Origin of the sequence: Micromonospora sp. 15K316 (assembly GCF_004348525.1) — a bacterium.
Taxonomy (GTDB): Bacteria; Actinomycetota; Actinomycetes; order Mycobacteriales; family Micromonosporaceae; genus Micromonospora.
The window spans coordinates 13,246-32,125 of sequence record NZ_SMKG01000048.1; the positions used below are offsets into that span (position 1 = coordinate 13,246).

Below are 18,880 nucleotides of genomic sequence, written 5' to 3' on the forward strand. Positions count from 1 at the left end.
ACTGCTGGTGCTTCGGTTGCTTTTCGGGGTGCGACGTGTCACTACCCGTAAAGCGTCCTAGGACACTAGGGGTGGAGCGAGCCGAACCCATTGGTGGGAGTCGGATCGCGTTCGACGTTTGAGCGGGCACCGGCTCGCCGCTGAGGGCTCAGGCCGTCCGTACCGCCGGATCCTGCTGCTCGTCCGCCTCCAGCACCGCGGCCTGCTCGAAGGCCAGGAGACCGAGCAGCAGCTCGCTCTGGGCCCGGGCCGGCATCCGGTCGAGCACCGCCTGCACCGCCCGGTGCCGCCGCGCGGTCAGCTCGCGCAGGACCTCCTCCCCCGCGGCGGTGGGCAGCAGGCGCACCTCGCGGCGGTCCCGAGGGTCCGCCGCCCGGCGGAGCAGCCCGGTGGCCTCCAACCGGTCACAGAGGCGGCTCGCCGACGACGGCACCACATCCAGCAGCTCGGCGAGGCGGTTGACGTTCGTCTCCGACCGGGCGCAGATCAGCGACAGCACCCGCAACTGCGTCGGCGAGACCGACACCTGGTGCCGGGACCCGGCGGCGTCCAGCACGTTGACGAGCGCTTCGGCGGCCGCGTCGATCGCCGCGGCGAGATTCGGAGGTCGTTCCATCCGATGTCCCCTGCCATCGTCCCGCTCGCGGCCCGGCCGCGGCGACGGTGCCTCATCCGGCGTCCCGGCCGCGGACACCGTGCCAGTCCAGGCAGACCACGACGGCGTCGTCGCGCAGATCGGTGTCCACGTGGTAGGCGTGCAGTTCGCGCATCACCGTACCAACTGCCTCGGCCGCCGGCTGCAACCGCGTGGAGCGCATCGCCCGCGCCATCGCCCGCTCGCCGTACGGTTCGCCGCCGGTCGGCCTGGCCGCCCAGACACCGTCGCTGACCACGAAGAGGCGGTCACCCGGCAGCAGCGCGAACTCCTGCAGGTCGTAGCGGGCCTCGGCGAACATGCCCAGCGGCAGCTGCTGGTCCAGCGCGATCGGCTCCACCGTGCCGCCACGCAGCCGCAGCACGTGCGGCGAGCCGGCGTCCACCGCCCGCACCCGGCCCGTCGCCGCGTCGAGTTCGAGCAGGAGGGTCGACACGTACCGCCGGCCGCGGTGCTGGTAGTGCAACGTGTCCGAGGCGAGCTCGGCCTGCTCGACCAGGCCGCCTCCCGAGCGGCGGGCGTTGCGCATCGCGTTGACAGTGGTCACGGTCAACAGCGACGCGGCGAGCCCCGTGCCGTCGCCGTTGAGCACCGTGACGGTCAACCGGTCGTCGTCCAGGGACCAGTCGAAGTGGTCACCGCCCACGGTGTACGCGGGCTCGAGCTGCCCGGCGAGGTGGAACGCGCGGTGCGTGACGCTGCGCCCGGGCAGCAGCTCCCACTGCAGCTCCGCCGCCATGCTCAGCCGTTCCCGTCGGCGTGCCCGTCGATAGCGGTCCGTCTCCCGGTCGGCGGCGCGCATCGCCACCGCCAGCGCGCCGGCGATGTCGACGGCCTGCTCCTCGACCTCCGGGCCCGGCGCCTCGGGCAGCTCGATCATGAGAACTCCCACCCGGTCCCCCCAGACCGACATCGGCAGGAACATCCGGCACCGTCCGTCGTCGGTCGCGACGCGGACCGGCCGCTGGCTGCTGAAGCAGCGCCGCACCGCCGCCTCGCCGGCGAGGGGCGACGCGAGCTCCGGGTCGAGCACCGGCCAGAGTCCGTTGATCCGGTAGTCGGCGACGAGCACCTCGGTACGGCCGGCTCCCAGCACGGACCGGATCGCGCGGTCGGCGGCCTCCACCAACTGGTCCGGCGGGGCCGCCCGCAGGGCGCGTGACACCGGATCAGGGCCGTGCACCATCGTTGTTCCTCCGGAAAATTTGCTATGGGGCAAGCATCATACGGAGAGCCCACAGCGGCCGGGCGGCACGGCGGCCCATCCCGGCGAGGGGAACGTCCTCAGTGGTCCCCGCGTACCGCGACGGCGCCGTAGAAGGCGTCGGGAACCGGCGGCGGCTCGCCCTCGGCCCGCCAGTGACCGACCGGGACGACACCGTCCTCGGTGGGCGTCCAGCGGCCGAGCAGGGCGGGGAACTGCGCGGGCGGACGCATCCGGAACGCCGGGCCCATCATGGCCAGCGCCTCCGGGTGGCCGGCCAGCTCCTCGCTGTCGAAGTCGACGGCCAGGCAACTGCCCGGCGCCGCAGCGGTGTAGAGCTCGTCGAGCGTGCGGGCCAACGTCTCGTCGTCGAGGAACGCGGCGAGACCGAGGAACACCACGCCCACCGGCCTCCTCCCCCACCCCGGCACGAACCGGTGCAGTTGCGCCGGATCTATCGTGCCGATGTCGGTGGCGTCGCCGTAGCCGTAACCGGCCCGGTCGCTGCCGGCGAGGATGCGCTGGCCCAGCCGGACGGTGACCGGGTCGACGTCGGTGTAGAGGACAGTGGCCTCGGGCGCCACCTCGTGCACGTTGCCCATGGTGGGCACGCCGGCGCCGAACACCAGGAACCCGTCCACACCGCGCGCGGCGATCGCCCGCACGGCGCGGCCGAGGAAGGCCCGCAGCTCCCGGAAGATCGGCGCGCACGGCCCGTATGCCTGCTCGAAGGCGCGCGCCGCGGCCACGTCGACCGGGAAGTGGTGGTCCCCGCCGAGCCAAAAGTCGATCATGCGCCCGGTGCTCGGCTGATCGGGTTCAACCATCGATGACGCTCCCTCCCCGGCGGTCGTCGCCAGCGTACCGACCGGGCGTCGTACGCGGTATCGCTCCGCCGCCACCACGCCGGCCGGAATACTGGCCGCAGGGGCGGGAGGTGCATGGTGAACTCGTCGGACGGCGCGGCCGTCGTCGTCGGCGTGGACGGCTCGGAACCGGCGCTGCGCGCCGTGCGCCTCGCCGCGACGGAGGCAGCCCGCCGGCGGCGACCGCTGCGGGTGGTTCACGGATTCATCTGGCCGCTGCTGCACGTACCGCTCACCGCGCCGGCCGGCGCCCCGCCCGGCGGCGGGCTGCGCGAGCAGGCGGAGCGAATCGTCGCGGCCGCGGTCGCCGAGGCCGAGACGGCCGCGCCGGGCGTACGGGTCTCCGGCGAGATCATCGACGGCGAGGCCGCGGCGGTGCTGCTCGGCGAGACCACCACCGCCGCGATGATCGTTCTCGGCGACCGTGGGCTCGGCGGGTTCTCCGCCCTGGTGGTGGGCTCGGTGGCGATCCAGGTCGCCTCGTACGCCGACTGTCCGGTGTTGGTGGCGCGCGGCGAACTGCGCACCGGAGGGCCGGTGGTGGTCGGAGTGGACGGTTCCGAGCTCTCCACGCTCGCGCTCGGCTTCGCCGCCGACGCCGCCGCCGCCCGGGAGACCGACCTGGTGGCGTTGCACGCCTACCGGCACCCCACCTCCACCGGCCCCGGCGACATGCAGCCTCTCGTGTACGACGAGGGGCTGCTCCACGGCGAGCAGGAACAGGTGCTCGCCGAGTCGACCGCCGGGCTCGGCGAGCGATACCCGCGGCTGCGTGTCACCCGGCGGGCGGTACGTGCCCGTCCCGGCCGGGCGCTCACCGACGCCTCCCGAACCGCCCAGTTGGTGGTGGTCGGTGGGAAGGGGCGCGGCGAGTTCACCGGGTTGCTGCTGGGGTCGGTGAGCCAGTCGGTGCTGCACCACGCGGACTGCCCCGTCGCCGTGGTACGCGGCCCGCGCTGAGCGCGGTTGCCGGCGGCGGCAACGGGTAAGCGTCGCGGAGCCATCGGCGACAGCGACCGGAGGAGGCAGTGATGCCAGGACCACGGCCGGGCAGTAACGCATACGACAAGCAGCGCGCGCGCATCCGCAACGCGATCGACAACTCCGGGCGGCGCACGTCCGACGGGCGGGCGGACGAGGTCGCGAACCGGATCCTCCAGGAGGACCGGGGCCAGCGTGGGGTCATCCGCGGCGAGCGGGTCTACGGCCCCAAGGGCGAGCGTGAACCGGGCGACCCGAAGTGAGGACGAGCGAGCTGACCGACGGCGCCATCGCCGGCGCCGTCGGCAGCACCGCGCTGAACGTGGTGACCTATCTCGACATGGCCCTGCGCGGCCGGCCGGCGAGCAGCACGCCGGAGCAGGTGGTGGACCGGGTGGCGGGCGCCGCCCACCTCAGCCTGGGACCGCAGGACCTGGCGGCCAACCGCCGGGCCGGGCTCGGGCCCCTGCTCGGCTACGCCACGGGCATCGGCGCGGGCATCGGTTTCGCGCTGCTGACCCGGGGCCGCCGCACGTCCCTCACCTGGGCCAGCGGTCTGCTCGGTGCCGGCGTGATGGCCATGACGGACGGATCGATGACGGTCCTGAAGGTGACCGACCCGCGCACCTGGCGGCGCTCCGACTGGCTCTCCGACATCATTCCGCACCTGGCGTACGGGTTGGCGGCCGCAGCCACCTGGAACCGGCTGCGACCGCCCTCGTAGCCCGAGCGGTCAGCCCTTGGCGTCGCTCTCGTCCTCGGCCAGCGGCTCGCCTGCCGGCCCGTACGGCGAGACCTGCCCCTTGGGAACCGGCCGGCCCTGGTCACCGCGGGACGACCCGCGGTTGAGCGGGTGGCCGGTCGGCTTCGGGCCCTTGCTGTACTGGCTGGTCGCGCCCTTGTCGTTGCGGCGCAACTCCTCCTGCTGCGGATTGACCACTGGTGTCTCCTTCCGCGTGGACGGCTCACGGCATCGACCGCCTCCACGGTAGGTTACCCACCGCGGTCGGCGCCATTCGCCCACGCGACGGCGGTCGCGGCGCTAGGCAGCCGCCGCAGCGGGTACACCGGCACCGTGGGCGACGAACGGACGACGACCCGGGTCCTGCTGGACCGCCGTGGACACACGTACGCCGAGGAGGCGGGCATCCCGCTCGCCGACCGACCGGCGCCGCTGTACCAGCTGCTCGTGCTCGCCACCCTGCTGAGCACCCGCATCCGGGCCGCGGTGGCGGTGGCCGCCGCCCGGGAGCTCTTCGCGGCCGGTTTCCGCACCCCGCAGGCGATGGCGGCGGCGAGCTGGCAGCAGCGCGTCGACGCGCTCGGCCGGGGCCACTACCGCCGGTACGACGAACGGACCGCGACGATGCTCGGCAACGGCGCACAGCTCTGCCTGGAGCGCTGGCGCGGGGACCTTCGGCGGCTGCACGGCGAGGCGAACGGCGAGCCGGCCGCGCTGCGCCGGCTGCTCACCGCGTTCCCCGGAATCGGCCCCACCGGCGCGGACATCTTCCTGCGCGAGGCGCAGACGGTCTGGGGCGACCTGCGGCCCTTCGCCGACCGCCGGGCACTCGCCGGGGCGAAGCGAGTCGGGCTGCCCGCCTCGGTGGAGAAGCTGGCCGGGCTGGTCCGCGGCCCCGACTTCGGCCGGCTCGCCTCGGCGCTGGTGCGGGTGGCACTCGACAAGGACTCCGCCGACGAGGTCAACCGGGCGGCGCGGGCCCGGTGAGCGGCCTACTTCGCCGCCGGTTTCGGCTTGGTCAGGTGCCACACCAGCAGCGAGGCGAGCAGGGCGAGCAGCACCAGCCCGCCGGTGAGCCCGCGGCCCTCCTCCGGGTCCCGGCCCGAGGTGCCGAAGTAGATCACCGCGAGCCCCGCGAGCACGGTCAGGAACGTCCGCAACCCTCGGTCCTTCACAAGCCGGACGATACGGACATCAACCGGGGCGGGACGGCGGAACAGCACACCGTTCCCCCGTACGGGGGAAGCCGGCAACCCGGACGATCTCGCTCCCCGGTCAGGTCAGTACCCGGATCGGGCTGCCGCCGAGGAACGCACCGATGTCGTCCACCGCGTCCCGGAAGAACGTCGCGTAGTTCCGCTCGCTGACATAGCCGAGGTGCGGCGTGGCCAGCACGTTCGGCAGCGTGCGGAAGTCGTGGCCGGCCGGCAGCGGCTCCTGGTCGAACACGTCCAGCCCGGCTCCCGCGAGCCGCCCCTCGCGCAGCGCCGCCGCCAGAGCGGACTGGTCGACGATCGCCGCCCGCGAGGTGTTGACCAGGTAGGCGGTGGGCTTCAGCAGCGCCAACTCCCGGGCGCCGACGAGCCCGCGCGTCCGGTCGCCGAGCACCAGGTGAACGGAGACGATGTCGGATCCGGCGAGCAGGGCGTCCAGGCCGGGGGCCAGCCGTGCTCCGGCCTCCTCGGCCCGCTCGCGCGTCAGGTTCCGGCTCCAGGCCAGCACGTCCATGCCGAACGCCCGCCCGACCGCCGCCACCTGCGACCCGATCCTGCCGAGGCCGAGCAGCCCGAGGGTACGGCCGTGCAGGTCGGTGCCGAGAGTCTGCTGCCAGGGACCGTCGGCGCGCAGCGCCGTCGCCTCGGGCACCAGGTGGCGGGCCAGACCGAGGATCAGCGCCCAGGTCAGCTCGACCGTCGAGGTCCAGCCGCCGCCCGTGCCGCTCACCGTGACGCCGTGCGCCCGTGCGGCCTCCAGGTCGATGGCGGCGTTGCTCATGCCGGTGGTGACGAGCAGCCGCAGGTTGGGCAGCCGGTCGAACACCTCGGCGGGGAACGGCGTGCGCTCCCGCATGGCGACCACGATCTCGAAGTCGCGGACGGCCGCCACGAGCTCGTCCGTACTGGCGAACGGCTCGCGGAAGCTGGTGGCCCGGACCCGGGACCAGTCCGCCAGCCCGAGTGCGACCCCCTGGTAGTCGTCCAGCACCGCGCAGCGAGGATCAGGTGACATGACAAATAACCCGCCTTCCATGTAAAGAGGTGCTTAATCACAGAGCTGAAGTGTCGGACGCACCCATACCCTCGACCACGTCTTCGTGCCCTGGCACCGGCGCGCTGGCGGTGGCGAGGCGCGCTGACCGACGTGAGCCGGCGTGCGATGCCGGCGCGGCTGAGCCGCGGCCCCGCCACTCTTTTCCGGGCGCTGGCAGCCACGGGAGATCAGCCGGCCAGTTGTCTCTCCGCGCCTGATGGTTGGAGGCCGCGGGCCGATGTTGCGTAGCGTGCAGGCGATGTCGATCTGCACGCTACGCAACCGACCGCTCGAAGAGATGTTCCCCTGGCCCTACCGGCTAGGAACGTTGTCGGCCCGAGCTTCTGGCAGCGGTGCCGCTCGTGCGCAAGCGGCAAGGGCGCGCCGGTGAGTGTGCGGTCATAGTCGGGGCGTGGGTCAACGCTCCAACAGGCGCATGGCGGCCTCGTCGTGGGTTTCGCCTACAGCGGGAGGGAGGTTGTCGAGCTTCTCGATCTGTTCGGCGGTCAGCTCCACGGCGTCGGCGGCAGTGTTCTCCTCGACGCGTGCCACGCGCTTGGTGCCGGGGATGGGGGCGATGTCGTCGCCCCGGCTCAGCAGCCAGGCCAGCGCGATCTGCGCCGGGGTGGTGCCGGCTTCCGCGGCAACGGCTTGGACCTCGTCCGCGAGACGCAGATTGCGCTGGAAGTTCTCGCCGGTGAAGCGTGGGTTGTTCTTACGCAGGTCGGTCTCGTCGAAGCCGCTGGTCGAGCGGATCTGCCCGGTGAGGAATCCGCGTCCCAGGGGCGAGTAGGGCACGAAACCGATGTTCAGCTCGCGTAGCAGGGGCAGTACCTGCGCCTCCGGGTGCCGGGTCCACAGGGAGTACTCCGACTGGACGGCGGCGATGGGATGCACGGCGTGGGCGCGGCGGATTGTCTCCAGTCCGGCCTCAGACAGGCCGATGTGGCGGATCTTGCCCTCGGTGATCAGTTCGGCCAGCGTCCCGACGGTGTCCTCGATGGGCGTGTTCGGGTCGACTCGGTGCTGGTAGTACAGGTCGATGTAGTCGGTGCCCAGCCGCTTGAGCGAGCCTTCGACGGCGGTGCGGATGTTGACCGGGCTGCTGTCGAGTTGCTGTTCCCCGCCGCGCGTGTGCGAGATCATGCCGAACTTCGTCGCCACCACGGCCTGCTCCCGGCGGCCCTTGAGCGCTTTGCCGAGGAGTTCCTCGTTGATGTACGGGCCGTAGACCTCAGCGGTGTCCAGGAGCGTGACACCTAGCTCCAGGGCCCGGTGGATGGTGCGGATCGACTCGGCGTCGTCCGTGCCGGCTCCCGTGTAGGCGTAGGACATCGATACCAAGCCAAGACCGATACGGGAGACGTCCAGGTCCCCCAGCTTGATGTGCTTCATGAGAGTTCCCCTTCTCGAGCAATTCGTACGACTTGCTGAGCGGTGCGAAACGGCTCCGTCGCTCGTCGCCGGCACTGTTGCCACTCACTCCCGCTGGGCAGGGTGAGCGCGGCCGTGGTGATGGCGGGCCAGGGCGGACAACGGTGATGGTGGTCTACCTGTTGACAGGGGTCGCACCACCGGGTGGGACGGTCAGGCGACGGGGACCCAGGTGAACCGGCCGTCGGGGCGGCGCTCGGCGCGTCCGAAGACCACGTCGGCGAAGTGGTTGCCGTAGCCGATGGTGTCGGGGCGGCTCAGCTCCTCGACCAAGCGGCGGCGGTACTCGGCGGCACCGGCAGGGTCGTGGTCGATCCCGCAGCCCCATTCGGGGTGGGTGACCTGGACCGGCGCGTGCATCGCGTCGCCGAACGCGATGAGCCGCTGGCCGCCGCCGGTGATGATGTACGTGACGTGGCCGACGGTGTGCCCGATCGAGAACGAGGCCCGCACGCCGGGGAAGATTTCCTCGCCGTCCCCGACCGTACGGACGAGGGGTGCGAAGGCCGCCAGGCGCTCCTCGGTCGCCCCGGCCCCGGCGGCCAGGTCGCGCCGTTCCCACTCGGGTGCCGCGACGAGGTGAGGGGCGTGCGCGAACGGCGGCGCATCGGTGCCAGGCTCGTTGCTCCACGCCCAACCGAGGTGGTCGAGGTGCAGGTGGGTGATGGCGACGGCCTCGATCTGGCGCGGCTCGCGGCCCAGCCGTCGCAGACCGTTCAGCAGGTCGCCGCCGTGGATGCCGCCCAGCATCGGGTTGGCCGGGTCGTCGGGGTGGGACTCAGGTCCGAACCCGGTGTCGATGAGCAGCGCCCGGTCATCCCGCTCGACCAGCAGCCCGCCGACGGCTGCGGGCAGGAAGCCGCCGTCGTCGAGATGGTCGGAATTGGCCGTCCAGTCGGCGGCGGTGGCGGCGGGCAGCCAGCCGTGCGGCTTGCACAGGGCCAGCCCGTCCGGAATGTAGGTGATCTTCAGTTCACCCAGGCGAAGCGAGCGAACGCGGGGCGCGCTGGTCAGCCGAGCCCGGTCAAAATCGGATGTTCCGGTCATATGCTCCTACCCTCGTGCTCGATGAGGTGCCGCCGAGCGACGGCAGGAGTCAAACGTTAGAGCTAGAACAACTCTAACTGCAACTATCCGAGTTGTAGTAAGCTCGTCACATGGCCACCGAGCGCGAGACCCCCCGCCCCCTAGCTGACCGGCAGGTGTGCGGGCTGGTGAGAGATGTGGCCAGTCAGATCGAAGCCCACCTTCGGGCCCGGGCGGCCACCCTCGGTCTGACCGCCACGCAGGCCACCGCGCTGTGCGAGCTGACCCACCCCATGACTCTGCGCGACCTCGCCGAACGGATGAGCTGCGAGCCTTCCAACATCACCTTCGTCGCCGATCGCCTCGAAGGGCAGGGCTACCTCGAACGCCATCCGCACCCCGACGACCGCCGCGCCAAGCAACTCATCCTGACCCCCAAGGGCACCGAACTGCGCGGACGCCTCGTCGAGTTGCTCTCCACGGACTCCCCCCTGGCCCCTCTGGCCTCCGAGGAGCAGGACGTCCTGCGGAACCTCCTCACGCGCGCCCTCATCCGCTGATCCGCCCGGGTGAGCCTCAGGGGAAACGCCTGACCCGCGCTCAGTCGCTCTCCAGGTCGTCCAGCGAGATCGCGTGGGTCATCAACCAGCGGGCCAGCGCCGACATCCCGAAGAGCCACAGCGGCGCCGACTCGGTCGTGCCGTTCGTCGCGAAGATGGCGAACCGCAGATCCGGCGCCCGGTACGCCTCGATCCGCCACTTGTGCTGCCTGTCCCGCCAGACCGCGGAAGGATCCATGGCGTCACCGTAGGTGACCGGCGGAGACCCGCACGGCCGGATGACCGGGTCAGCCCACGACGATCCGGGCGTCGTCCGGCATCCGCCGGGTGGCGCCGCGCCGATCCAGCAGCTCCAGCAGCGGCACGGCGACCCGCCGGGTGGTGTCCAGCGCCTGCCGCGCCGCGGAGAGGGTGAACGGCTGGGGCAGACCCGCCAGCACCCGTACCGCGTCGTCGAGCACGTCGGGCAGGAGCACCACGTTCTCCGCCAGGCGCAGCAGCACGCCGGCGCGGACCGCCGCCCCGATCTCCCTCGGCCCCAGACCCAGGTCGGCCAGGCGGTCGGCCTCCGGCGCCTGGAACGGGCGGTGGCCGTACTCGGCGCGGATGCGCTGCACGGCCCGGGCCACCGGCGCGGGCAGCGCGTCGACGGCCGCCGCGGTGACCCGGCCGCCCGCCAGCCGCAGCGGAGGCCGGACCAGCGCCTCCACCAGGGCCCGGTCCGGCAGGGCGAGCCGCTGCCGCAGCGCCTCCACGGGCGCGCCGGGCTCCAACGGGTGCTCCCGGCCGTGCCGGGCCACCTCCTCCACCAGGCGGACGCCCAGCCCCCGCCAGTGCTCCGGGTCGGCCAGCCAGTCACCGGCCACCGGGGCCACGTCGACCGGCACCCCCATGCGGGTCAGGTCGGCGGCCCGGGCCAGCAGGCGGCGACGCAACTCCCCGGCGAGGTCGGCCCGTCCGTCGAGTCCGGCGAGGACGGCGGCGCGGGCCGCGGCCGCGCCCCGGCGGACCAGCGGCGGGGGCGCCACGTCGAGCACCGTCACCCCGCCCGCCACGTGGTGGCGGCCCGGGTCGCGCAGCAGCGCCCGGTCACCGATGAGCAGCGGCAGCGGCCGGGCCAGCCGCAGCCGGACGGTGTCCGTACCGAGCGGGCGAACCCGGACCGGCACCGCGGCCGAGCCGACGTGCAGGGTGAGGGTGCCCGGCAGCTGCGCGGCCGGGTCGCCGGCGACACGGACGTCCAGCACCTCCGTGCCGTGGAACCGGCCGGGGCTGAGCAGGGCGTCACCGCGCGTCAACCGGTCCCGGGCGGTGCCACGCAGGTTCACCGCCACCCGGGCCACCGAGGTCACCTCGGCCGCGGGCGCCCCGAGCGTCTGCAGACCGCGTACCCGCAGCATCTCACCGGTGCCGGCCAGTTCCAGTTCGTCACCGACGCGGAGCCGCCCCGCGCCCAACGTGCCGGTGACCACGGTGCCGCTGCCCCGGATCGTGAAGCTACGGTCCACCCAGAGCCGCACCGGGCCGCCCGCCGGGGCCGGCAGCCGCGCGGCGAGCCCGTCCAGCGCCGCACGCAGCTCCGGCAGGCCCGCTCCGGTCAGCCCGCTGACCGCGACCGCCTCCACCGCCCCCAGCGACGTCGCGGCGATCTCCGCGCGGGCCTGGGCCATCGCCGGCCCCGGATCGGCCAGGTCCGCGCGGGTCACCGCCAGCAGGCCGTACGACACACCGAGCGCGTCCAACGCGGCCAGGTGCTCCGCGGACTGCGGCATCCACCCCTCGTCCGCGGCCACCACGATCAGCGCCGCCGGCACCGGACCGACCCCGGCGAGCATGTTCGGCACGAACCGCTCGTGCCCGGGCACGTCGACGAACGCGACGGTGCCCCCGGAGGGCAGCGTCGTCCAGGCGAAGCCCAGGTCGATGGTCATGCCCCGGCGGCGTTCCTCCGCCCACCTGTCGGGTTCCATCCCCGTCAACGCCCGCACCAGCGTGGACTTGCCGTGGTCGACGTGCCCCGCGGTGGCCACCACCCGCACGTCAGTCGTCCTCCGGCACGGCCAGCACCGCCGCGCGTACCGCCTCGTCGGCCTCCGGCGGCACACACCGCAGGTCCAGCAGCAGCCGCCCCCGCACCACCCGGCCGAGCACCGGCGGCTCACCCGTACGCAGCGGCGCCGCGTACCGCTCGGGCAGGCTCAACGCCCACGACTCCAGCTCCACGCCGGGCGCACCGCCCCCGCCGACCACCGCCGCCGACGGCACCACCTCGGACTTGCGGCCGTCCGCGCCGAGCCGTTCCCGCAGCCGCTCCACCCGCGCCCGCAGCGCGCCGGGGTCGGCGTGCAGGGCCGCCCGGGTCGGCGTGTCGGGCCGGTGCAGGGTGGCCGCCAGCGCCGCCAGGGTGAGCTTGTCCACCCGCAACGCCCGGGCCAGCGGATGCCGGCGCAGCCGCCCCACCAGCTCGGCGTCGCCGAGCAGCAGCCCGGCCTGCGGCCCGCCGAGCAGCTTGTCCCCGCTCGCGGTCACCAGGTGCGCGCCGGCGCGCAGCGTGCCGGCCGCGTCCGGCTCGTCGGGCAGCAGCGGGTCCGCGACCAGCAACCCGGAACCGATGTCGGCGACCACCGGCACACCGAGACCCGCCAGCTCACGTACGCCGACCGCGGAGGTGAAGCCGGTGACCCGGAAGTTCGACGGGTGCACCTTGAGCACGAACCCGGTGCGCGGGCCGACCGCGGCGGCGTAGTCGGCGAGAGTGGTGCGGTTCGTGGTGCCCACCTCGCGCAGCCGCGCGCCGGTGCTGACCAGCAGGTCCGGCAGGCGGAACCCGTCGCCGATCTCGACCAGCTCGCCCCGGCTGACCACGATCTCCCGGTCGGCGGCGAGCGCGGTCGCCGCGAGCACGAGCGCGGCGGCGCCGTTGTTCACCACGTGCACCGCGGCCGCCGCGGGCACCGCGGCGGCCAACGCGGCGAGCGCGTCGCGGCCGCGGCGGGCCCGCCGCCCGGTGGCCAGGTCCAGCTCGACATCGGTGTGCCCGGCCGCCGCGACCAGCGCGTCGACGGCGGGACGGGACAACGCCGCCCGACCCAGGTTGGTGTGCAGCACCACCCCGGTGGCGTTGAGCACCGCCCGGGGTGTCGGCGCCGGCAACGCCGCGACGGCCACGTCACGTACCTCGTCGGGGCGGATCTCCCCCCGCCGGGCACGGTCCTGCGCGGCGGTCACGGCGGCCTTCACCCGATCGCGGCCGAGCACCGCCGTCGCGGCGGCCAGCCCGGGGTCGGCGAGCAGCGCGTCGGTACGGGGTACGGCGCGGCGCGGATCGGTCTGCCCGTCGCGCATCACGTCATCCCCCACAGTGGTTGGCGGAAGCGGACGGGAATCGAACCCGCCTGGCCCGGGTCCCGGACCACACCGGTTTTGAAGACCGGGAGGGGCACCAGCCGCCTGAACGCCTCCACGGAGCATTTGACCACAAGGGCCACGCCGCCGCGCGGGGAGGTCGAAAAGTCTTCTCAGTCGCCGGTGCCGGCGGCGGCCTGCCGGCGGCGTTCCAGCCGCTCCCGCTGCGGCACCACCGTGTACCTGGCGTCGCGGGACGAGGCGACGCCGGCGTGGAAGACGCCGAAGCGGGTGGCCAGCGAGGCGGCCAGCAGCGCGGCGCCGGAGATCGCCGAGACCACCCGGCTGCGGCGGCCCACCAGCGCACCGGCGGTCCCGGCCAGGGTGAGCGCCCGGGCGGCGCTCATCAGCCGCCCCGGCCGGCCGCTGCGGTACGGCTCGGAGAGCAGGCCGAGCCGGGTCTCCGTCCGGTGCGCCGCGGCGAGTTCGAGGGCGGCGCCGGCCACCGCCATCCGGCGGGCGGGTGCGGCCTGCTCCGGCGGCGCGCCGATCAGCCCCACCGCGGCCCCGCTGGCCAGGGCGCTGCCCGCGAAGAGGAACGGCAACTCCCGGTACGCCTCGTGCCAGGACGGCACCGCGGTGTCCGACAGCAGCACCGCGGTGTACGTGGCCAACGCCGGCGCCGTCGCCGCCGCGGCCAGCCCCGCCGCCTGCCCGATCGGCGGCAGCGCCCGGCGGGCCAGCCCGGGCAGCCCGCGCTCGGGCAGCAGCGACGCCGCCTCGGCGACCGCGGCCACGCCGGCGGCCGGGCCGAACGCGGCGAGGATCCAGGTGCCCACCGACATCGGCGAGGTCAGCTTCGCCACCCGCAGCATGTGGTGGAACCGCGCCGGACGCCCCAGGTCCTCGATGAGGAACCCGGTGCTGGCCGCGACCGCGGCGAGCGCGGTGACCCGACCCGCCCGGCGCAGCGCCGGCCGGCCGGTGAGCTGACCGCCCGCCGCGAGCAGCGACGACCCCGCCGCCAGCCCACCGCTGAACAGGTACGCGGCGATCGCCCAGTCCCACACCGGCGGCTTGAGCACCGGCCGGCCGTAGTACGAGGTGAACTCGGCCTCGGGGACCCGCAGTTCCTCCCCGCCGCCGCGGCGACGCCCGCCACGGCGACCGGGCGTGGACGTGACGCCGGCGTCGGTCTGGCCCGCCGGCTGCCCGGACAGGCCCCCGTCGAGCCGATCGCGGAACCGGCGGAACCGGTCACCGACCGGCGGGTGCTCCGAACTCACGAGGAACCTCCGACGAACGCGGCCACGGCGGCCGCCGCCACGGCCAGGGCCGCCAGGCCGGCCCGCTTCCACATCTTCGGCAGATCCCGGGTGGTGACCACCGGATCCGGCGGCAGCCCGTACACCTCCGGCTCGTCGAGGAGCAGGAAGAACGCGCCGTCGCCGCCGACCCCGTCGGCCGGGTCGTGACCGTAGAGCCGCGCCTCCGGCACGCCCCGCTCGTGCAGGGTGGCGACCCGGGCCGCGGCCCGCTCGCGCAACTCCTCCAGTGGCCCGTACTGGATCGACTCGGTCGGGCAGGCCTGCGCGCACGCCGGGGTCTTCCCGACGCCGATCCGGTCATAGCAGAGGGTGCACTTCCACGCCCGCCCGTCGTCCTTGCGCCTGTCGATCACTCCGTACGGGCAGGCGGAGATGCAGTAGCCGCAGCCGTTGCAGATGTCCTCCTGGACCACCACGGTGCCGAACTCGGTGCGGAACAGCGAGCCGGTCGGGCAGACGTCCAGGCAGGCCGCGTGCGTGCAGTGCTTGCACACGTCGGACATCATCAGCCAGCGGAAGTCCGACCGGCTCTCCGGGCCGGTGGCCCGGCCCGGCGGTTGCGCGCCGGGCATGCCGAGGAACTCGGGTCCGGCCGCCATCCGGGCCGCCGCCTCCGGCGAACCGGGCGGCACCCCCGGCTCCGTGCCGACCGGGTTGGCGGTGGTCGCGCCGACCGCCGCCGACGACGGGCTGGTGGTGCCATCCGTCGGGTTGCCGGCGAACGGCGGCGTACGGTGCCCGGCCGGGCGGGGCTGCTCGATGAACGCGACGTGCCGCCACGAGTTGGCGGTCAACGCACCGGTGTTGTCGTACGACATGCCGAGCAGGTCAAGGCCCGAGGCGGGCACGTCGTTCCACTCCTTGCACGCCACCTCGCAGGCCTTGCAACCGATGCAGACGCTGGTGTCGGTGAAGAAACCCATCCGCGGCGGCGCCTCGGACCAACCGGCCTCCGGCGCCGGGTCGAGCGGACCGGCGAGGCTGTTCGGGTCAGGAAGCATCAGACGCCCCCGGGTCGGGCGGAGTGACCACCGGCGCGTGCCGGTCCGGGCTCATGAAGGCGCGCCGCTGGTAGTCCTCGACCATCGCGCGCAGGGCCGGGCCGGTGGGCCGGCGGCCGGGACGGACGTCGCAGGTCCCCACCTTGCTCTCCTGGATCAGCACGTTCGGGTCGAGGGTGATCCCGATCAGGTCGTTGGCCGAGTCGCCGGTGACCAGCCCCTCGTAGCCGAAGTGGTACGGCAACCACACCTGGTGGATCACCCGGCCCTCCACCCGCAGCGGCGTGAGCCGGTCGGTGACCAGCACCTTCGCCTCGATGACCGCGCGGCCGGTGACCAGGTGCGCCCAACCCAGATGCGTCAGCCCCACCTCCGCCGCCAACTCGGGCGAGACCTCCACGAACATCTCCGGCTGCAACTCGGCGAGCGGGCGCACCATCCGGCTCATCCCACCCGCGGTGTGGTGCTCGGTGAGCCGGCTGACCGTGAACACGTACGGGAAGATCCGCCACTGGTCCTCGGGCGGACTCGGGTTCACCGAGTTGATCGCATCCGGGTACACCTTGCGGCTCGGGTTCGCCTGCTGCCGGTAGAGCAGGTTACGCACCGGCGACTCGGCCGGCTCGTAGTGCGTCGGCAGCGGCCCGTCCACCACCCCGCTGGGCGCGTAGAGCCAGGCTTTGCCGTCGGCCTGCATGACGAACGGGTCGTCACCGGCGATCCCCGCCGGCCCGGACGTGCCCGGCTCCGGCCGGTACGACGGCGGCTTCGTCTTCTCGAAGTCCGGCACGTCGTAGCCGGTCCACTCGCCCTTCTCCTCGTCCCACCAGACGTACTTCTTCCGCTCGCTCCACGGGCGACCATCGGGGTCGGCCGAGGCGCGGTTGTAGAGGGTGCGCCGGTTCGACGGCCACGCCCAGCCCCACTCGCCGGCCACCCAGTTCTGCTCGTGCCTCGACTTGCGGCGGGCCGCCTGGTTCACCCCGTCGGCGTACACGCCGCTGTAGATCCAGCAGCCCACCGCGGTGGAGCCGTCGGCGCGGGCCTCGGTGAAGCCGCCCAGGGGGCGGCCGCTGGCCACGTCGAACCCGTTGATCTCCCGCAGCACCGCCTCGGCGCTCGGCTCCGCGAGCGGGCCCTGGGTCGGGTAGTCCCAGGCCAGGTCGAGCAGCGCGCGGTCCCGGGGCTTGTCCGACCCGGCCAGCTTCTCCCGCAGCTTGCGCCCCAGGTGGTAGAAGAACCACAGCTCGGAGCGGGCGTCGCCCGGCGGCTCCACGGCCTTCTCCCGCCACTGGAGCATCCGCTGCGTCTGCGTGAACGTGCCCTCCTTCTCCACGTGGGAGGCGGCGGGCAGGAAGAACACCTCCGTGCGGCACCGCTCGGGCGCGATCTCGCCGGTCTCCACCTCCGGGCCGTTACGCCAGAAGGTGGCGCTCTCGATCATGAAGAGGTCACGGACCACGAGCCAATCCAGATTGGCCATGCCGAGCCGCTGCGCCCGCCCGTGCGCCGACCCGACGGCCGGATTCTGCCCGAGCAGGAAGTACCCCTTCACCTTGCCCTCGATCATGTTCAGCACCTGCTGATAGGTGCCGTGGTCGCCGGTCATCCGCGGCATGTAGCCGTAGCAGAAGTCGTTCTCCGGCGTCGCCGCGTCCCCCCAGTACGCCTTCAGCAGGCTCGCGCAGTACGCCCGCGCGTTGCCCCAGAAGCCCTTCTGCCCCGGGTGGTGGATGCTCTCCGCCCACATGTCGAACGTCGGGTGCTTGGCGTGGTGCGGCATCGGCAGGTAGCCCGGCAGCAGGTTGAACAACGTCGGGATGTCGGTCGAGCCCTGGATGCTCGCGTGCCCCCGCAGCGCCATCACACCGCCACCGGGACGGCCGATGTTACCCAGCAACGTCTGGATGATCGCGCCCGTGCGGATGTACTGCACACCGACGCTGTGCTGCGTCCAACCCACCGAGTAGACCAGCGCCCCGGTGCGTTCCCGCCCCGAGTTCTCCGTCCACGCGCGAGCCAGCTCGAGGAACTTCTCCTGCGGGATGCCGCAGACCCGCTCCACCATCTCCGGCGTGTAGCGGGCGTAGTGCCGCTTCAGGATCTGGTAGACGCAGCGCGGATGCTGCAACGACTCGTCCCGCAGGACCTGCCCCGGAATCGGCGCGCCGTGCGACTCGTGCCGCAGCCCCGCCGCGGTGTCCCGCTCGGCGCTGGTGTCCATCGAGCCGGAGTTGCCCTCCTGCCCCGCGTACTGCCAGCTGGTCTGGTCGTACGCCCCGGTCTCCTCGTTGAACCCGGAGAAGAGGCCGTCGCCCTCCTCGGTGTCGACGAACTCCTCGCTGACGATCGTCGCCGCGTTGGTGTACGACAGCACGTACTCCCGGAAGTCCAGCCCGTTCTCCAGGATGTAACGCACCACCCCACCGAGCAGAGCGATGTCCGTGCCCGCCCGGATCGGCAGGTACGTGTCGGCGAGCGCGCTGGTGCGCGTGAACCGCGGGTCGACGTGGAAGACCTTCGCCCCCCGCCGCTTCGCCTCCATCACCCACTGGAAGCCCACCGGGTGGGCCTCGGCCATGTTCGAGCCCTGGATGACGATGACGTCAGCGTTGGCGAGGTTCTGCTGGAAGTCCGTCGCGCCACCGCGACCGAAGCTGGTCCCCAGACCGGGGACGGTGGCGGAGTGTCAAATCCGCGCCTGGTTCTCGATCTGGAGCGCCCCCATCGCCGTGAACAGCTTCTTGATGAGGTAGTTCTCCTCGTTGTCCAGCGTCGCCCCACCCAGGCTGGAGATACCCAGCGTGCGGTTGAGCGGCCGGCCCTCGCTGTCCACGTCCTCCCAGGTCTGCTCGCGCGCGGCGAGCACCCGGTCGGCGATCATGTCGAGCGCGACGTCGAGCTCCAGATCCTCCCACTCCGTCGCGTACGGCCGGCGGTAGCGGACCTTCGTCTCCCGCAGCGGGCTGTTCACCAGGCTCTTGCTGGCGGCGCCCTTCGGGCAGAGCCGGCCCCGGGAGATCGGGCTGTCCTCGTCGCCCTCGATCTGGGTGACCTGCCCGTCCTTGACGTAGACCCGCTGGCCGCAGCCGACGGCACAGTAGGGGCAGACCGAACGAGCCATGCTGTCGGCCGTCTCCGTACGGGCGGTCAGCTCCGCCGTACGGGCCGACTGCGCCGCCGCGCCCCGGCCCAGCGGGTCGGTGCCGGTGAGCTGCCGATAGACCGGCCACCCCTCGATGAAGGTCCGGACACCCACTGCGGCACCCCCTCCCGAGCGTCGACGCCGACCCCATGAACATAGGCCAGTCGACGCGCCCGCGCGACCCGAGTCGGCGCAGAACCCCCGCACGAACCGGGTACGAACCGCCCGAGGGCGGGCACCGCACCACCGAAGTCCGCCACGGCGGGGTGGGCCGGACCACCTGTCGGGTTACCCTGACAGCATGCAGGGCGCCTCCCCCACCGCGACCGGCGTGGTCCACCTG

The 18,880-nt window shown here is 73.3% G+C and carries 19 protein-coding genes and 1 tRNA gene; 5 read left to right on the forward strand and 15 right to left on the reverse strand.

All coding sequences use genetic code 11. The annotated features are described in order from the left end of the window. Positions 1-148: 148 nt before the first annotated feature. The 3 genes from E1211_RS12770 to E1211_RS12780 form a co-directional block, all read right to left on the reverse strand. Positions 149-616, reverse strand: coding sequence for a MarR family winged helix-turn-helix transcriptional regulator (locus E1211_RS12770; RefSeq protein ID WP_132348741.1), 468 nt, complete (start codon positions 614-616; stop codon positions 149-151). 52 nt (positions 617-668) lie between these two features. Then, complete coding sequence (locus E1211_RS12775) at positions 669-1,841, reverse strand: PP2C family protein-serine/threonine phosphatase (RefSeq protein ID WP_132348743.1); 1,173 nt, start codon at positions 1,839-1,841, stop codon at positions 669-671. Positions 1,842-1,939: 98 nt separating this feature from the next. Then, positions 1,940-2,686 (reverse strand): SAM-dependent methyltransferase, encoded by a 747-nt coding sequence (locus E1211_RS12780; RefSeq protein ID WP_132348745.1) that lies wholly within the window; start codon positions 2,684-2,686, stop codon positions 1,940-1,942. Between the two features lie 117 nt (positions 2,687-2,803). Here E1211_RS12780 and E1211_RS12785 point away from each other — a divergent pair, with 117 nt between their 5' ends. The 3 genes from E1211_RS12785 (at position 2,804) to E1211_RS12795 (ending at position 4,430) form a co-directional block, all read left to right on the forward strand. After that, positions 2,804-3,685 (forward strand): universal stress protein, encoded by an 882-nt coding sequence (locus tag E1211_RS12785; protein WP_132348777.1) that lies wholly within the window; start codon positions 2,804-2,806, stop codon positions 3,683-3,685. Positions 3,686-3,756: 71 nt separating this feature from the next. After that, on the forward strand, positions 3,757-3,969 hold the full coding sequence (locus tag E1211_RS12790) for a phosphatidylethanolamine-binding protein (RefSeq protein WP_120676485.1): 213 nt from the start codon (positions 3,757-3,759) through the stop codon (positions 3,967-3,969). Then, a complete protein-coding gene (locus E1211_RS12795; RefSeq protein ID WP_132348747.1) occupies positions 3,966-4,430 on the forward strand; it encodes a hypothetical protein in 465 nt (154 codons plus the stop codon). Before E1211_RS12790 ends, E1211_RS12795 begins: the two co-directional genes overlap by 4 nt. Positions 4,431-4,439: 9 nt before the next feature. Here the strand turns inward: E1211_RS12795 and E1211_RS12800 are convergent, their stop codons facing one another. Next, a complete protein-coding gene (locus E1211_RS12800; RefSeq protein ID WP_132348749.1) occupies positions 4,440-4,646 on the reverse strand; it encodes a hypothetical protein in 207 nt (68 codons plus the stop codon). A gap of 135 nt (positions 4,647-4,781) precedes the next feature. Between E1211_RS12800 and E1211_RS12805 the strand changes: the two genes are divergently transcribed. Beyond that, positions 4,782-5,435, forward strand: a complete 654-nt coding sequence (locus tag E1211_RS12805) for a hypothetical protein (RefSeq protein ID WP_132348751.1) — start codon at positions 4,782-4,784, stop codon at positions 5,433-5,435. A gap of 5 nt (positions 5,436-5,440) precedes the next feature. On the opposite strand, the gene E1211_RS12810 is transcribed toward E1211_RS12805, so the two are convergent. From E1211_RS12810 to E1211_RS12825, 4 genes are all read right to left on the reverse strand, one after another. After that, entirely contained in the window at positions 5,441-5,623 is a 183-nt protein-coding gene (locus tag E1211_RS12810; RefSeq protein WP_132348753.1) for a hypothetical protein, read from the reverse strand. Between the two features lie 100 nt (positions 5,624-5,723). Beyond that, positions 5,724-6,677 carry a D-2-hydroxyacid dehydrogenase family protein gene (locus tag E1211_RS12815; protein WP_132348755.1) on the reverse strand — a complete coding sequence of 318 codons (954 nt, stop codon included), beginning with the start codon at positions 6,675-6,677 and terminating at the stop codon, positions 5,724-5,726. A 438-nt stretch (positions 6,678-7,115) separates the two neighbouring features. After that, entirely contained in the window at positions 7,116-8,093 is a 978-nt protein-coding gene (locus E1211_RS12820) for an aldo/keto reductase (protein ID WP_132348757.1), read from the reverse strand. Positions 8,094-8,285: 192 nt separating this feature from the next. After that, entirely contained in the window at positions 8,286-9,179 is an 894-nt protein-coding gene (locus E1211_RS12825) for an MBL fold metallo-hydrolase (RefSeq protein ID WP_132348759.1), read from the reverse strand. Positions 9,180-9,289: 110 nt separating this feature from the next. Here E1211_RS12825 and E1211_RS12830 point away from each other — a divergent pair, with 110 nt between their 5' ends. Next, positions 9,290-9,718 carry a MarR family winged helix-turn-helix transcriptional regulator gene (locus E1211_RS12830; protein ID WP_132348761.1) on the forward strand — a complete coding sequence of 143 codons (429 nt, stop codon included), beginning with the start codon at positions 9,290-9,292 and terminating at the stop codon, positions 9,716-9,718. Between the two features lie 40 nt (positions 9,719-9,758). On the opposite strand, the gene E1211_RS12835 is transcribed toward E1211_RS12830, so the two are convergent. The 7 genes from E1211_RS12835 to fdh form a co-directional block, all read right to left on the reverse strand. Then, positions 9,759-9,956: a hypothetical protein gene (locus tag E1211_RS12835; RefSeq protein WP_076471704.1), complete on the reverse strand. Its 198-nt coding sequence runs from the start codon at positions 9,954-9,956 to the stop codon at positions 9,759-9,761. A 49-nt stretch (positions 9,957-10,005) separates the two neighbouring features. Further along, positions 10,006-11,757 (reverse strand): SelB C-terminal domain-containing protein, encoded by a 1,752-nt coding sequence (locus E1211_RS12840; RefSeq protein ID WP_132348763.1) that lies wholly within the window; start codon positions 11,755-11,757, stop codon positions 10,006-10,008. 1 nt (position 11,758) lies between these two features. Beyond that, complete coding sequence (gene selA / locus E1211_RS12845; RefSeq protein WP_132348765.1) at positions 11,759-13,063, reverse strand: L-seryl-tRNA(Sec) selenium transferase; 1,305 nt, start codon at positions 13,061-13,063, stop codon at positions 11,759-11,761. A gap of 21 nt (positions 13,064-13,084) precedes the next feature. Further along, positions 13,085-13,180: transfer RNA gene (locus E1211_RS32480), tRNA-Sec, on the reverse strand. 56 nt (positions 13,181-13,236) lie between these two features. Continuing rightward, on the reverse strand, positions 13,237-14,349 hold the full coding sequence (nrfD, locus tag E1211_RS12850) for an NrfD/PsrC family molybdoenzyme membrane anchor subunit (protein WP_132348767.1): 1,113 nt from the start codon (positions 14,347-14,349) through the stop codon (positions 13,237-13,239). Then, on the reverse strand, positions 14,346-15,392 hold the full coding sequence (locus E1211_RS12855; protein ID WP_132348769.1) for a 4Fe-4S dicluster domain-containing protein: 1,047 nt from the start codon (positions 15,390-15,392) through the stop codon (positions 14,346-14,348). The genes nrfD and E1211_RS12855 overlap by 4 nt, the downstream gene beginning before the upstream one ends. After that, complete coding sequence (fdh, locus tag E1211_RS12860) at positions 15,382-18,651, reverse strand: formate dehydrogenase (protein ID WP_207915353.1); 3,270 nt, start codon at positions 18,649-18,651, stop codon at positions 15,382-15,384. The genes E1211_RS12855 and fdh overlap by 11 nt, the downstream gene beginning before the upstream one ends. Positions 18,652-18,880 lie beyond the last annotated feature (229 nt).

Bases quoted from the DNA above. Each gene is read 5' to 3' on its own strand.
- E1211_RS12830 (WP_132348761.1), top strand. From the start codon at position 9,290: ATGGCCACCGAGCGCGAGACCCCCCGCCCCCTAGCTGACCGGCAGGTG.
- E1211_RS12775 (WP_132348743.1), bottom strand. From the start codon at position 1,841: ATGGTGCACGGCCCTGATCCGGTGTCACGCGCCCTGCGGGCGGCCCCG.
- E1211_RS12835 (WP_076471704.1), bottom strand. From the start codon at position 9,956: ATGGATCCTTCCGCGGTCTGGCGGGACAGGCAGCACAAGTGGCGGATC.
- selA (WP_132348765.1), bottom strand. From the start codon at position 13,063: ATGCGCGACGGGCAGACCGATCCGCGCCGCGCCGTACCCCGTACCGAC.
- E1211_RS12770 (WP_132348741.1), bottom strand. From the start codon at position 616: ATGGAACGACCTCCGAATCTCGCCGCGGCGATCGACGCGGCCGCCGAA.
- E1211_RS12825 (WP_132348759.1), bottom strand. From the start codon at position 9,179: ATGACCGGAACATCCGATTTTGACCGGGCTCGGCTGACCAGCGCGCCC.
- E1211_RS12820 (WP_132348757.1), bottom strand. From the start codon at position 8,093: ATGAAGCACATCAAGCTGGGGGACCTGGACGTCTCCCGTATCGGTCTT.
- E1211_RS12790 (WP_120676485.1), top strand. From the start codon at position 3,757: ATGCCAGGACCACGGCCGGGCAGTAACGCATACGACAAGCAGCGCGCG.
- E1211_RS12780 (WP_132348745.1), bottom strand. From the start codon at position 2,686: ATGGTTGAACCCGATCAGCCGAGCACCGGGCGCATGATCGACTTTTGG.
- E1211_RS12815 (WP_132348755.1), bottom strand. From the start codon at position 6,677: ATGTCACCTGATCCTCGCTGCGCGGTGCTGGACGACTACCAGGGGGTC.
- E1211_RS12855 (WP_132348769.1), bottom strand. From the start codon at position 15,392: ATGCTTCCTGACCCGAACAGCCTCGCCGGTCCGCTCGACCCGGCGCCG.